Annotated in this window: 13 protein-coding genes and 1 pseudogene; 8 read left to right on the forward strand and 6 right to left on the reverse strand. The window is 68.6% G+C overall.

What is annotated here, in order from left to right; all coding sequences use genetic code 11:
- Positions 1–92 precede the first annotated feature (92 nt).
- Positions 93–278, forward strand: a complete 186-nt coding sequence (locus QA634_RS14020; protein ID WP_012332611.1) for a hypothetical protein — start codon at positions 93–95, stop codon at positions 276–278.
- Between the two features lie 8 nt (positions 279–286).
- On the opposite strand, the gene QA634_RS14025 is transcribed toward QA634_RS14020, so the two are convergent.
- Positions 287–505: a hypothetical protein gene (locus tag QA634_RS14025; RefSeq protein ID WP_012332612.1), complete on the reverse strand. Its 219-nt coding sequence runs from the start codon at positions 503–505 to the stop codon at positions 287–289.
- A 250-nt stretch (positions 506–755) separates the two neighbouring features.
- Here QA634_RS14025 and QA634_RS14030 point away from each other — a divergent pair, with 250 nt between their 5' ends.
- Positions 756–911: a hypothetical protein gene (locus QA634_RS14030; protein ID WP_012332613.1), complete on the forward strand. Its 156-nt coding sequence runs from the start codon at positions 756–758 to the stop codon at positions 909–911.
- Positions 912–987: 76 nt separating this feature from the next.
- Here the strand turns inward: QA634_RS14030 and QA634_RS14035 are convergent, their stop codons facing one another.
- Positions 988–1,233, reverse strand: coding sequence for a hypothetical protein (locus QA634_RS14035; RefSeq protein ID WP_012332614.1), 246 nt, complete (start codon positions 1,231–1,233; stop codon positions 988–990).
- A gap of 337 nt (positions 1,234–1,570) precedes the next feature.
- On the opposite strand from QA634_RS14035, the gene QA634_RS14040 reads away from it, so the two are divergent.
- On the forward strand, positions 1,571–2,278 hold the full coding sequence (locus QA634_RS14040) for a hypothetical protein (RefSeq protein ID WP_012332615.1): 708 nt from the start codon (positions 1,571–1,573) through the stop codon (positions 2,276–2,278).
- Between the two features lie 51 nt (positions 2,279–2,329).
- On the opposite strand, the gene QA634_RS14045 is transcribed toward QA634_RS14040, so the two are convergent.
- Together QA634_RS14045 and QA634_RS14050 are read right to left on the reverse strand one after the other, a co-directional pair.
- Positions 2,330–2,917 (reverse strand): hypothetical protein, encoded by a 588-nt coding sequence (locus QA634_RS14045; protein ID WP_012332616.1) that lies wholly within the window; start codon positions 2,915–2,917, stop codon positions 2,330–2,332.
- Between the two features lie 971 nt (positions 2,918–3,888).
- Entirely contained in the window at positions 3,889–4,782 is an 894-nt protein-coding gene (locus QA634_RS14050) for an FkbM family methyltransferase (protein ID WP_265576605.1), read from the reverse strand.
- A 211-nt stretch (positions 4,783–4,993) separates the two neighbouring features.
- Here QA634_RS14050 and QA634_RS14055 point away from each other — a divergent pair, with 211 nt between their 5' ends.
- Positions 4,994–5,257 (forward strand): hypothetical protein, encoded by a 264-nt coding sequence (locus QA634_RS14055; RefSeq protein ID WP_265576606.1) that lies wholly within the window; start codon positions 4,994–4,996, stop codon positions 5,255–5,257.
- A 36-nt stretch (positions 5,258–5,293) separates the two neighbouring features.
- Here the strand turns inward: QA634_RS14055 and QA634_RS14060 are convergent.
- Positions 5,294–5,612: pseudogene (locus QA634_RS14060) on the reverse strand (transposase); the annotation flags it as partial.
- Positions 5,613–5,847: 235 nt separating this feature from the next.
- Here QA634_RS14060 and QA634_RS14065 point away from each other — a divergent pair.
- Together QA634_RS14065 and QA634_RS14070 are read left to right on the forward strand one after the other, a co-directional pair.
- A complete protein-coding gene (locus tag QA634_RS14065; RefSeq protein ID WP_012332619.1) occupies positions 5,848–6,687 on the forward strand; it encodes a class I SAM-dependent methyltransferase in 840 nt (279 codons plus the stop codon).
- Between the two features lie 977 nt (positions 6,688–7,664).
- Entirely contained in the window at positions 7,665–8,642 is a 978-nt protein-coding gene (locus QA634_RS14070) for an AraC family transcriptional regulator (RefSeq protein ID WP_012332620.1), read from the forward strand.
- Positions 8,643–8,853: 211 nt separating this feature from the next.
- Here the strand turns inward: QA634_RS14070 and QA634_RS14075 are convergent, their stop codons facing one another.
- Positions 8,854–9,036 (reverse strand): hypothetical protein, encoded by a 183-nt coding sequence (locus tag QA634_RS14075; protein ID WP_012332621.1) that lies wholly within the window; start codon positions 9,034–9,036, stop codon positions 8,854–8,856.
- Positions 9,037–9,415: 379 nt separating this feature from the next.
- Between QA634_RS14075 and adh the strand changes: the two genes are divergently transcribed.
- Entirely contained in the window at positions 9,416–10,936 is a 1,521-nt protein-coding gene (adh, locus tag QA634_RS14080; protein ID WP_012332622.1) for an aldehyde dehydrogenase, read from the forward strand.
- 668 nt (positions 10,937–11,604) lie between these two features.
- Positions 11,605–12,843 (forward strand): acetamidase/formamidase family protein, encoded by a 1,239-nt coding sequence (locus tag QA634_RS14085; RefSeq protein WP_168169153.1) that lies wholly within the window; start codon positions 11,605–11,607, stop codon positions 12,841–12,843.
- Positions 12,844–12,866: the final 23 nt, after the last annotated feature.

Genomic DNA, 12,866 nt, shown 5'->3' on the forward strand with positions numbered 1-12,866 from the left:
CCGCGTCCCGAACGGCGCGCCCTGGACGGGGGGGCGCCGCGACCCGATCTTCCGCGGGTCGGGCCGCGCGCCCGCCGGTGCGGGACCGGACGATGCCGACGGATGATCCTCGGGAGGATGCCGATCAGCGCGGGCGCGCGCTCCTCGCCCTCGCCCTCGTCGCCGCGCTGGTGCTCGGGAGCGTCTGGGTGTTCACGACCCTGCGGCGCGAGGCGCAGCGGGAGGATTGCCTCGCCGCGCACCGGCGCGATTGCGACCGGCTCGCGGATTCACCCTGACGCGGCGCTCAGCGGCCGGGATTCAACAGGCGCCGCACCTGATCGTAGAATTCCACGGTCTTGTCCTTCTCGACCGGACCCTTGTCGTCGTTCGACGCCACCGCCATGGTCTGGGCGTCGAGCCGCCCGTTGACGTTGACGCCGAACCTCGGATCCGTGTCCTGAAGGTGCTTCGCGATCATGCGCAACGCCGTTTCGATCACGCGGATCCTGATCTCGTCGTCCATGGCCTTGTCCGGGTGCGGGGCAGCGAAACGCGGGCGGATTTCGCACGGGCGAGAGAGTGGTCCGGGCGTATTAAGAAAGCGTTGACTCTCGGGCGCGCGGGCCGGTCGCGGCAGGCGCGCCCCGGCAGCCGGGCCGGAGCGGCCCGGGCCATGCCCGCGGCGCATGCCTGACCGTTGGCATCTGGCATACCAACGAAAATGGTGCGGTGCCATATATGGTGCATCGCACAACGCAGACCGAAAGCCTCCGATGATCGCCTTCGCCCTTCTCGGCCTCGTCGCCGCCCTCGCCGCCAACGCCTCGCTGGTCCTCGTCGCGGCGGACCGGCTGACGCCTCCGGCGGATCGCACCCCGCTGGTCGCCGGGAACGAGAACGACCTGCTGGCGGCGAAGCTCGCGGCCTGACCGGCCGCCTCCCCGGACAGGATCGCCCCCGCGCGGCTGGAGCTGCGCGGGGTTTTTCGCGCGCGGTCCGGGCGGCTCAGTTGCGCGCCGCCCGCATCCGGTGACGCTGGATGCCGATCACGCGGCGATCCCGGTCCCATAATTCGATGTCGAACGGCACGTCGAGGCCGCGCGCCTTCAGCAGCGCCTCGACGTCGTCCTCCGCGTCGATGCGTTCGACTCCGACGATGTGGTCCTGTCCGTCGATGAGGTAGGCGCGATAGCTCAGTCCCGCGAGCGATTCCGCCTCGCGCGGGCGCGGACGATTGCAGCGGCAAGTCATTGGTACCCCGCCTCGTTCGGGCGGGAGATTCTGGTCTCCCCGAGAGGCAGGTTTTACTTACTTTGAAGCGCTGTCAAGTGGTAATCGGCGTTATCTCGAAAGAGTAATCCGGTATATCAGCGCCCCGCCGGTCCACTCGGCCGATCCCGGCGGGTGCGGATGGTGGGTCGAGGGTGGCCGGAGCCGGACGTCAAGGAATCGCGGCCTCGGTACTCTTTCGGCTTCGCCCGCCGCCGCAAACCGGGTAGGTGTCAGGCCGTCCGCGCGCGCCGGACCTCGCCGCCGGCGCGCGACGAGTCCTGCCGACGCCGGGTGCGCCGCTGATGACATCCGATCGATGATCAGTTCATCCGATTTCGTGACCCGGTTGCTCGAGGCCAAGCAGTGGATGCTCGATCTCGCGGCGCCCGCCATTCAGGCCGTGCGGACGCTCGATCGCGACACCTGGCTCCTGGGCGGCGTGGCGGCCGGCCTGCTGGTCCTGGCGCTCCTCCTTCGCGTCCTGGCCCGGCGCGACCGCACCGCCCGGGACCTGGTCGAGGCGACGCAGCGCGCGGTCGCCCTCCAGGCGGCCGGGATGGAGCTGCAGCGGGAGGCGAGCGAGCGTCAGCTGCGGGCCTATGTGGGGGTGACCTTCGCGTCCTTCCAGCGCTTCGCGCCGGGCCAGGACCTCGTCGTTCAGATCGAGCTGCGCAATCACGGGCTGACGCCGGCCCTCGACCTCGTGGCGAATTTCACGCTCGCGGTCGAGCCCTTCCCGGCGGCGAGCCTGCCGAGCGTGACCGCGGCGGCGGACCGCCTCCCCTGCATCGTGGGTGCGCGCGAGACGCGCCTGGTGACCCGGCGGGTCAACCTCCAGGCGGCGCCCGGCGTGGCGGAGCGCCTGCTGAGTTCGGAACTCGGCCTCTACCTGGTCGGTCAGGTGACCTACCGCGACGTGTTCGGCCGCGAGCACCTCACCAGCGCGACCCTGGTCGCGAGTGGGGACCGGATCCGCGGCCGCGAGCCCTTCGTCCTGTGCGAGGGCGGCAATGCCGTGACCTGAAGCGGGCCGCAGGTCGACCGCCGCGGCGGCGGCCCGCTTCCGACCCTGGGCTCAGCGGCAGACGCGATCGAGCTTGAAGCCCCCGGGTCCGCTGAACCCGGCGAAGCGGCAGCCGCCGAAGGTGCCCTCGAAGCCGTAATCGTTCTTCCCGGTCTTCCAGGTGGCGCCGCGGCCGCCGTTCCAGCTCGCGGTCCGGTAGCCGGCGGGCCGCTCCGCCCGCCGCGGGGCCTCGACGAGGTCGCGGTCCGCGACGCGGCCGCGGCGCGGCGCGGCGACGGGCTCGGGGGCCGGGGCGGGCTCCTCCACGGCGGCGACCGGCCTGGCCTGCGGCGCGGATTGCGGGGCCGGCGGGGCGGCGACGTAGGCCTGGTTCTGCCCCTCCGCCCGCGGCAGGTCGATCACGCGCGGCGCGGGCCGGGTGCCCTGAAAGCGCTCGTCGGCGTCGGTCTGCGTCGTGGGTGCCAGGGTCTTCACCTCGGCGTAGCGTTTCGGCGCGGGGCGCGCCGGAGCCTCGGCCACGGCCGGCCCGGGCTGGGCGGCGGGCAGCGCGCTCGGCGGGCTCATGGTGAGGTTCGCGTGGGCGACGGTGCCGAGCCCGACGGTGAGGATCGCGGCCGTGGCAAGCGACTTGCTGATCATGGTGAACTCCCGTGCGGCGGCCCGGGCAGGGCGCGCCCCGATGGTGTCTGATGCCACCCGTCGGGCTCGTTCCTCCTCGCCCTCCAGGACGCGAACACCTTCGCACCGCTCGCGCCGGCGCGCCGTGCCGGGGCGCACGCGCGCCGCGCGGTCCGCGGCCGGCGCCGTGCACGTCCGGATCCGAGAACGCCCGCCATCCCGGGCCGCCTCGCCCGACGCGACGGCTCATCCGAACCGGAACACATCCGAGTCGCCGGATTTCACCGCGCCGAGCGGTCCGCCTCCTGCGACGAATTCAGGGTGATGTCCGCTTCGACGCTGCGCCAGCCGACCCAAGTCGTTGACCGTCCAGGACGCGGTCGCCGCAGCCGCTCCGCATTCCACCCGATGCGATGCAGGCGATCCGCGCCATGCCGCCGCGACGCCGGAGGAGGCTCATACGCCATCCGGTTGATGGCTTCGCCATCTCCCCTTTCGGCAATGCGGATGTCGGCTTCACTCAGGCACCGCGCGGGCTTGGGATACGGGATCCGCTTCGATCAAGCGGATCCCGGATCACTTGATCTTTGTTCGCCACCTCGACTTCGGCGCACAGCGTCGCGCCGTCGTGCCCGTCCCGTATGCGCGGCAGCGGGGAGCGTCGCGGCTCCCGAGGCGCCGGCCCCGGAATCGTTCGTGCCGGCCCTCGCCGCCCGGCCCGCTGCGCGCGCCCGGCCAAGCCGTCGATGGTGGACGGGACCCACTGTCCATTGACAGTCCAACCGGGCCACCTCCTGGCGGCTGATCACCCTTGGGGCTGATCGCCCCGGCGCCGAACCGTTCGAGCGTGGCGGCCCCCGGCGCCGGGGGCAACCAGACTTCGACGTGACTCGGCACGATAGCGAGGCCATCGGCGCCCTGTACCGGGACCTCGCTGACATGGCGCCGCTGGATCCTCGTGAGGCGCAGGCCACTCGTCGGGAGCCAACCGGTCAGACGTGGCGACCGGGCGGAAGCAGCAGGACGTCCTGCGGGCGCATGAAGGACGGGCGGTCCCTGATCTCCGTGAAACTCAACCGCGTTCCGAGCGGCCGCAGCACGCTCTGCCGATGCAACCCGACTGCCAGGAATCGATAGTCGGGCGGCAACACGGCACGGACCCTCTCATAGAAATCGACCCCCTTGCGTTCGTAATAATTCGGTTCGACTTCCATCAGAATGACGGGGCGGTTCCGGGCGATTGTCTCATTTCCACCGGCGAGCACCTCGTCTTCATGGCCTTCCGTATCGATTTTTATGACGCTGATCGGCAAAGCGATCTCGTGCGCGACATAGTCGTCGAGCCGCATCGTCACGATCCTGGTTGTTTCAAATAAATTATCCTCAGTGCTAATGACGATCGCGGCGTTGCCGGTGCGCGATCCGTTCTGGAAATCCTCGCGCAGCGAGATTTCGACCGTTCCCGGCTTCGAGGAGAGCGCAGCCGGGATGATTGTCACGGTCTCATCGAGCGCGTTTATCAGGATGTTTTCCTGCAGGCGGTCGCGGTTCCCTGGGACTGGCTCGAAGGCAAAGACCCGCCCGAAGCGCCGCTGGTCTCGAACGAAGATGCCGAGCGGGACTGTAAAGAAGCCAACATTGGCTCCAATGTCGAGCACCGCCGTCCCCGGCTCGATGAACCTCCTCAGAAGCTCTATTTTCTGCTGGTCGTAGGTGCGCAGATAGAACGGGCCCCGCTCTGTCGTCGAGCGCCGATCAACGAGCATGCGGTGCCCGGCACTCATCGTCACTTGCCGAACAGGGTCTCTTCCCAGAATTTGCTCGGTCGCGTTCAGGGCATCAGCAAGACGACGTGCTCCACGGACGTTCGGAAGGTGAAGCGGCATTGGATGCTCCCCACTGAGACCGAGGCTCAGCGAGTAAAATCTACATAAATTATGTAGTCAATTGCCGATTTAAACTCGTACCTACGAATGGCGATTGCAATCTCAGCGCAACTTGATTTCCCGCGAGTTATAAGGGCCCAAGTCGAACGCTTTCCGCTCAGCGGTGGGGCGCCGGTCGACGAGCATGCAGTGGCCGGCGCTGGTCGTTATCGTGCGGGCCGCCAGCGGGATCTGTGCCTCGCGGCAGGGCTCCGATCGGCTCGCCCGCCTCGCCGAGAAGGACGGGGCCGACACGCCCCTCGAGCGCGTGCTGGAGGGCGTCGCCCACGACTGCCCCTATCCGCCGCCCGACAGGGTGCGTGGGAACGCGTACGTGGCCCGCCGTCACGCCGGCTTCCCCGACCTGACCGGGCCGCCGAAGCCGCCCGTTCTGCCGCCGGCGCGCTGGGTGGGCCCTGGGCACGTCCGTCAATGAGACCGCGTTTCGGGGTCGAGTTGGAGCGGCCACCGGTCAGGCGGCCTGCGGCGGAAGAGTGATCGCCTCCTCGATCAACGCCGGGGTGAGCCCGGCCATGCCCTCGACCTGCACGTAGCGGTGCTGCAGCGGCCACTCGTCGTTGGCTTCCGGCAGAAGCGCGCCGATCGGGCGCCTGATCACCCGCCCCGTTGCGGAAGATGCCGGCCACCTCGGTGCGCCGCTTGGTCTCGCCGTTGAGGCGCTTCAGCGGGTTCGTGCTGCGGAGCTTGGCCCGATATTGGGCCGGGAAGCCCATGGAGGCCGGCACGTCCGGTTCGGCGGCGTCCATCAGGGCGGCGCGTTTCGGCACTCGAACAGGAGCACCGCCCAAAGCCCGCAACCGGCACCCTGGTCAGCCAAGCCCACTCACCGTCCACATAAAGAGCCGGGGCAATCCCACCAGAGCGGGCGTGGACGCACGAGCATGAAGTCTGGCGGCCCGGTCATTCGCTTGGCCGGTCGGCGGCAGTAGTGGTGATCCCCGCAAGGCCGACGCATCGGCGGACGGCCGGAGCGAAGAAGACCACGCAGGAAGACGAGGGCATGCCATGAGCACCGTCATCGATTGCCGCCCGACCGCGGCCGCGCCGGATCTCGCGGCCATCAAGGCCAGGCAGCAGCTGGCTTGGTCGTCAGGAGACTACGCCGTCGTCGGCACGACGCTTCAGATCGTCGGCGAGCAACTCGCGGAGGCGATGGACCTGCGCGCGGGGCAGGACGTGCTGGATGTCGCCGCCGGTAACGGCAACTTCACGCTTGCAGCCGCCCGCCGCTGGTGCAACGTGACCTCCACGGACTATGTCGAGCCCCTCCTGGAGCGCGGGCGGCTGCGGGCCGAGGCCGAGGGCGTGGCCGTCACATTCCGCAAGGCCGATGCCGAGAACCTTCCGTTCGCAGACCGGTCCTTCGACGCGGTCGCTTCCACCTTCGGCGCGATGTTCAGTCCCGACCAGGGCCGCACCGCGGGCGAGATGCTCCGCGTCTGTCGGCCCGGGGGGCGTATCGGCTTAGCCAACTGGACACCGGACGGCTTCATAGGCCAGATGTTCAAGATCATCGGCAAACACCTCCCACCACCGCCAGGCCTCAAGTCCCCAGCCCTGTGGGGAACGCCGGAGTGGATTGACACGAGCTTTGCTGCCGAGGCGTCCTCGCTCATCGCGCAGTCCCGGCACTTCACCTTCCGTTACCGCTCAGTACAGCACTTCCTCGGCACCTTCCGCACCTTTTACGGCCCGATGCTGAAGGCTTTCGAGGCGCTCGGGGCTACCGCCAGGATAGCGCTGGCGCAGGATCTCACCGGCCTGATCGGGCACTTCAACAAGTCTGGTGACGCGACCGTGGTCGTGCCGAGCGAATACCTGGAAGTCGTCGTGACACGACGGTGAGGATGCGGCAGGCCACAGCAGCCGACGGCACCCGCCACCCTGTGCTGTGGCCCGAAGGCCTTATTCCGTCGCCCGGATCAGAAGCGGCGCGGGACGTCTCCCGACCCTGTCATCCGCTGTCCGGACGATCACGTCCGGACAGCGGATGACACGTCCGCGCGGCGCTTGAGCGACGCCGGCATCCGCATGGCGACGCAAGCCGTCGGATGTCGTATCACATTCCCACCGCGGGCCCGTAGCGCCAAGCTGATCGGTGGTGCGTGGATGGCGACAGCCGCCGCACGGGCCTCGACTTGCGCCATCTCGGCTCGGCGACCGCGCGGAGCGCCATGGCCCGCGCGCCGTCATCGCGGCAGCGTCCAGTTCCCGGCCGTTGCGGTCCGACGGAGCAACCTCGCCCTGACGGCATTCCACTCCGCTACCTCGGTCATGGTGCCCTTCCTCGGCGCCATCGCGGGCGCGGTGCAGTTCGTGCACCGCCACGTCGGCCGCGCTAGAGCATTGTCCGACGAAGTGGATGCCGGTTCGTCGCAGAAAATGCGGCAAGATCAAAGACCTAGAGCAGTACCCGATGGCCACGTGATCGGGTGCTGCTCTCACTCACGCCGGCCGCGCCGGTGCTGTATACTCGGCGCGATCCGATGGCCGCGGAGCTGCTCGGGATCGGAGCTCACGACGAGTCGCAGCACCGAACTCTTCGCCAGCACGGCGCTGGATTTAACGCTCGACCTGGCGCTCGACTTGGGGCAGCGGCGCCTGAGCGCCCCACGGATGTGCAGCGCCCCGGCGATCCGGCCGAGCTTCGGTTCGCACGGGGATCGAGGCTGCTGCCCATGGAGGCTCTTGCCCATGGAGGCTCTTGCCCATGGAGGCTCTTGCCCATGGAGGCTCTTGCCCATGGAGGCTCTTGCCCATGGAGGCTCTTGCCCATGGAGGCTCTTGCCCATGGAGGCTCTTGCCCATGGAGGCTCTTGCCCATGACGGCGGACGTGCTTTCGGATGTGCTCTCGGCGGTCCGGCTGACCGGCTCGGTGTTCTTCGACGTCACCGCCACCGCGCCCTGGGTCGCCGAGGCGCCTCCATCGGCGCAGATCGCGGGGGCCGTTCTGCCCGGTGCCCAGCACGCGATCGAGTACCACGTGCTCACGCGCGGCTCGTGCTGGATCTCCATCGTCGACGGTGCGCCATTTGAGCCCGTGCGGTTGCACGAGGGCGACATCGCCATCATCCCGCATGGCGAGCCGCACGCCGTTTCCAGCGCGCCGGGGATGCGCGCCGGGCCCGATCTCGATGCTCACCGCCGGCCGAACGAGGTCGGCGGCCTGCCGATACGGTTGCGGGCCGGCGCGGGCGGCGCGGACGATGCCCACGTGATCTGCGGATTCTTCAGCTGCGATGTGCGCCCGTTCAATCCGCTGCTCGACGCGTTGCCACGCTTCGTGCGCGTCGGACGGGGCGCGTCGCCGGCGACGGACGGGTTGCTGAACCAGTTCGTTCTGCTCCTCTCGCACGAGACGAAGCACCGGCGCCCGGGCGCCCAGAGCGTTCTCAACCGGCTCTCGGAACTGATGCTCATCGAGGCGGTGCGGACCTACATGGACCAGCTCGACCCCGGGCACATCGGCTGGCTGTCCGGGCTGCGCGATCCGCTGGTGGGTCATGCCCTCGGGCTGCTGCACGCCGAGCCGGCCCGGGCCTGGACGCTTGAGGACCTCGCCGCCGCGTGCGGCGCGTCGCGCTCGGCGCTCGCCGGCAGGTTCACCCAGCTGACCGGCTATCCTCCCATCCAGTATCTCACCCGGTGGCGCATGCAGCTTGCGGCCAAGCGCCTGAGCGAGGGGGGCGCCAAGGTCGCCGCCGTGGCCCAGGACGTCGGCTACGACTCCGAGGCGGCGTTCAGCCGCGCGTTCAAGAAGTTTTCCGGCCGGTCGCCGAGCGAATGGCGGTCCGGCTGAGGCGATCCCACGGCGTCGGGCGCATGCCTCGCCAGGCCCCCGTTCCGCGCAGACGAACAGGGGGCAAGGTCGCAACGCACGGCGCCGCTGGCGGGTCTGGAGCCCCTGCAACGAGCCGGATGGCGGGCAACGCTCCCGGGCCTCTCCGCCGTTCCGAGTGCACCACACGTTCGCGAAGGCGAACAAGCCTCGCAATCCGCGAGCCTGCCCCTCACTCTTCGTCGAGCTGGTCGCGAATGTCGAAGGATGGCGGGCACTTGACGTTCGGGTTGTGGCACGCGTGACCCTCGACCTTGAACGAGAGCGAGCGGCCATCCGGCAGCGTCACCACGAAGCGGTCCCCTGCGATCTCGACCTGCGCGTCCGGGTGGAAGAAGTCCTCGTAGAGCTTCATGCCTCCCCTCCTCGTTCTCGAGGTCGGGGTCGCCCGCCCTCGGCCCCGGCCACCGGCCTCATCCGCCCGCCATTCCCGTCGTCAGAGGTGTGCGTCGAGATCTACGACGCGGTCGTCTCGTCTCGGAACAACGCCTGAGGCGGTTCGCGGCAGCCGCCAGGTGCGAGAGAATTTGCGCTGTCGCGCACGGCAGGTCGGCGCCTGCGCCGGCATCATCCTGGCCGCGAAAGTAATCTCATCGCGCGCTGATGTTGAGCTGGATCAATGCCGCTCATGGTCAGGCGTCCATACAGCAGGCGAAGCAGCTACCGTTTCAGCACATCAACGACGGCTCAGCATTCCACGGCTCCACCGTGGGAGGTAGCTGCGGAGGAACGCCATGAACAAGCCGGAATTCCTGCGCGGCCAGACCGCCTCGCCGTTCGCGGCGCGCTACGACAACTTCATCGGCGGGCAGTGGGTGGCGCCGGCGGCGGGGCGCTACTTCGAGAACACGTCGCCGCTCACCGGGCGGCTGATCTGCGAGGTCGCCCGCTCCGACGCCCAGGACATCGAGCGCGCCCTCGACGCCGCCCACGCCGCCAAGGACGCCTGGGCCCGCACCGCCCCCGCCGAGCGCGCCCGCATCCTCACCAGGATGGCCGACCGCATGGAGGACAACCTCGACCTGCTGGCGCTGGCCGAGACCTGGGACAACGGCAAGCCGATCCGCGAGACCACCCACGCCGACATCCCGCTGGCCATCGACCATTTCCGCTACTTCGCCGGCTGCGTGCGCGCCCAGGAGGGCTCGCTCTCCGAGATCGACCACGACACCGTCGCCTACCACTTCCACGAGCCGCTCGGCGTGGTCGGCCAGATCATCCCGTGGAACTTCCCCATCCTGATGGCGGTCTGGAAGCTCGCCCCGGCCCTGGCGGCCGGCAACTGCGTGGTGCTCAAGCCCGCCGAGCAGACCCCGGCCTCGGTCCTGGTCCTGGCCGAGATCATCGGCGACCTGCTGCCGGCCGGCGTGCTCAACATCGTCAACGGCTTCGGCCTGGAGGCGGGCAAGCCGCTGGCCTCCTCGCCGCGCATCGCCAAGATCGCCTTCACGGGCGAGACCTCGACCGGGCGGCTGATCATGCAGTACGCCAGCCAGAACCTGATCCCGGTGACGCTGGAGCTGGGGGGCAAGTCGCCCAACATCTTCTTTGAGGACGTGATGGCGCGGGACGACGCGTTCCTGGACAAGGTGCTGGAGGGCTTCGCGATGTTCGCCCTCAACCAGGGCGAGGTCTGCACCTGCCCGAGCCGGGCGCTGGTGCAGGAATCGATCTACGAGCGCTTCATCGAGAAGGCGGTGGCGCGGGTGGAGGCGATCCGGCAGGGCTCGCCGCTCGACCCGGCCACGATGATCGGCGCCCAGGCCTCGGGCGAGCAGCTGGCCAAGATCCTGTCCTACATCGACATCGGCCGCCAGGAGGGGGCGCAGCTGCTGACCGGCGGCGAGCGGGCGGTGCTGGCGGGCGAGTTCGCCGAGGGCTTCTACGTGAAGCCGACGGTGTTCCGGGGCCACAACCGGATGCGGATCTTCCAGGAGGAGATCTTCGGGCCGGTGCTGTCGGTGACGACGTTCAAGGACGAGGCCGAGGCGCTGGCGATCGCCAACGACACGCTCTACGGGCTGGGCGCCGGGGTGTGGACACGGGACGGGACGCGGGCCTACCGGTTCGGGCGGGAGATCCAGGCCGGCCGGGTGTGGACGAACTGCTACCACGCCTACCCGGCCCACGCCGCCTTCGGGGGCTACAAGCAGTCGGGCATCGGGCGCGAGACCCACAAGATGATGCTCGACCACTACCAGCAGACCAAGAACCTCCTGGTCAGCTACTCGCCCAAGGCCCTCGGCTTCTTCTGAGACCCCGCTCCCCCGCCGGCCTTCGGGCCGGCGGACCGCCCTCCTTCGAGCCATCGACCGGGCAGCGGCGCATCGCATGGCGGCTCAACCGAAGCGTGAAGAGTCGAGCGCGTCGGAGCGTCTCGCCTCGCCTCCTTGAGCCTGCGCAGGGCTTCCGCCGCCGGGACATTCCTCCGCCCGCCCTGCCAGCGCCGCTGCGCGCCCGCAACGCTGTTCGCAAGCGCGTCGCCCGATCGGATGCGGGCCGGCACTCTTGCGGGCGCTGACGTGCCCCCACGGCGCTCGTCGGTGGCGGCCCCGCTCTCGTCGCCGCATCACCACCACGCTCTCTCGAAGAATAACTGCTGTCGGCCGATCGCCGGATTTCAAGCCAACCTCACGAGGTGGACTGGACGGACTGCTCGATGACGAGGCATGCTGCCTCCCGAAGAACAGAGGGAGGAAGTTATCCGATGCGGCAGAACCTCCTCTGTGGCGCTGCGGCCGTTGCCGCATTGGCCCTCGCGGGATCGGTCACTCCGTCTCGGGCTCAAGCCCCCCAGATCTTACCAACGCCCTCGGGGCGCCCGCAGGCGCCGAGCCCGGGTGCCCCGGCTCCCACCTCGCCTGCGCCGGCTCCCGGCCAGACAAAGCCGGCATCGCCCGACCTCAACGATCCCACGACGTTCTTGCCGTTCGTCTACGGCCCACTGCAGCAACAGGGCATGAACGCGCCCTCGCATCATGCCAAAGGCAAAGTTCATCTTCTGCCAGCCACCCCTGCCACGACGCAGTGGGGCTGGTTCGACAACTCCCAGCCGCCCGTGCTGAGAATTCAGTCCGGCGACACGGTCGCCATGGAAACAATGATGCACGCCCACAATCAAGTGGTTCCGGGCATCACAATCGATCAAGTCAAGAAAACCCGCACTGACTACCCGGGCCGGGGCCCTCACACGCTCACGGGACCTATTTACGTTGAAGGGGCAGAGCCTGGAGATGTTCTCCGCGTGCACATCAACAAGATCGTGCCGCGCGCCTACGCGACCAATTTCAATCTTCCAGGCCTGTTCGGTGAGTTTCCGAAAGAATTCCCGGAAGGACAGATCAGATTCTTCTACCTCGACCTCGACCGCAAGACCATGGAGTTCGCGCCAGGCATCGAGATCCCGCTCAGGCCGTTCCCGGGCACGACCGCGGTAGCCCGCGCGGAGCCTGGCCGGTACAGCTCGGTGCCACCCGGCCGCTTCGCCGGGAACCTCGATATCCGCGAACTCACGGAAGGCGCGACGCTCTACATACCGGTCTTCGTCCAGGGAGCCCTGCTGTGGTCCGGCGACAGCCACGCCGGTCAGGGCAATGGCGAGGTGAACCTCTGCGCCATCGAGACGGCGTTCAAGGAGTTGAACGTCACGGTCGAGGTGATCAAGGGTGCGACGCTCGACTGGCCGCGCATTGAGACCCCAACGGACTGGATCACGGTCGGCTACGATCAGGATCTCAACAAGGCTCTCGACCTCCTGCGCGACCAGACCACGAGATTCATCATTGAACGCGACAAGGTCTCACAGGCGCAGGCCGAGCAGTCGATGCTGGAAAATTGGAATTGCCCGATCTCTGAGGTCGTAAACGTCGTCAAGGGCACATACTGCATGCTGCCCAAGGATGGAAGGAAGCCGACGCAGCTGCCGCGAGCCGAGACGCCCGAGGTTTTCGTCACGACGGGCAGGGACGCGGACCTGAACAGGGCGATGGACACGGCGTCGATGGCGATGATCAACATGCTCGTCGAGCGCAAGGAACTGTCGCGCCTGGACGCGTATGCGCTCGCGAGCATGGCGATGGACTGCCGCATCGCGGCACCCCGGGATGCCGAGAAGGAGGTCAGCTGCATGGTTCCCAAGAGCCTGTGGGTGAACCAGCGCTAGCCGGCCTGGCACCAGTGGGCAGC

This window comes from Methylobacterium sp. CB376, from assembly GCF_029714205.1.
Classification (GTDB): domain Bacteria; phylum Pseudomonadota; class Alphaproteobacteria; order Rhizobiales; family Beijerinckiaceae; genus Methylobacterium.

Coding starts and splice junctions, on each gene's coding strand:
- QA634_RS14020 (WP_012332611.1), top strand. CDS start 93: ATGCCGACGGATGATCCTCGGGAGGATGCCGATCAGCGCGGGCGCGCG.
- QA634_RS14025 (WP_012332612.1), bottom strand. CDS start 505: ATGGACGACGAGATCAGGATCCGCGTGATCGAAACGGCGTTGCGCATG.
- QA634_RS14030 (WP_012332613.1), top strand. CDS start 756: ATGATCGCCTTCGCCCTTCTCGGCCTCGTCGCCGCCCTCGCCGCCAAC.
- QA634_RS14035 (WP_012332614.1), bottom strand. CDS start 1,233: ATGACTTGCCGCTGCAATCGTCCGCGCCCGCGCGAGGCGGAATCGCTC.
- QA634_RS14040 (WP_012332615.1), top strand. CDS start 1,571: ATGATCAGTTCATCCGATTTCGTGACCCGGTTGCTCGAGGCCAAGCAG.
- QA634_RS14045 (WP_012332616.1), bottom strand. CDS start 2,917: ATGATCAGCAAGTCGCTTGCCACGGCCGCGATCCTCACCGTCGGGCTC.
- QA634_RS14050 (WP_265576605.1), bottom strand. CDS start 4,782: ATGCCGCTTCACCTTCCGAACGTCCGTGGAGCACGTCGTCTTGCTGAT.
- QA634_RS14065 (WP_012332619.1), top strand. CDS start 5,848: ATGAGCACCGTCATCGATTGCCGCCCGACCGCGGCCGCGCCGGATCTC.
- QA634_RS14070 (WP_012332620.1), top strand. CDS start 7,665: ATGACGGCGGACGTGCTTTCGGATGTGCTCTCGGCGGTCCGGCTGACC.
- QA634_RS14075 (WP_012332621.1), bottom strand. CDS start 9,036: ATGAAGCTCTACGAGGACTTCTTCCACCCGGACGCGCAGGTCGAGATC.
- adh (WP_012332622.1), top strand. CDS start 9,416: ATGAACAAGCCGGAATTCCTGCGCGGCCAGACCGCCTCGCCGTTCGCG.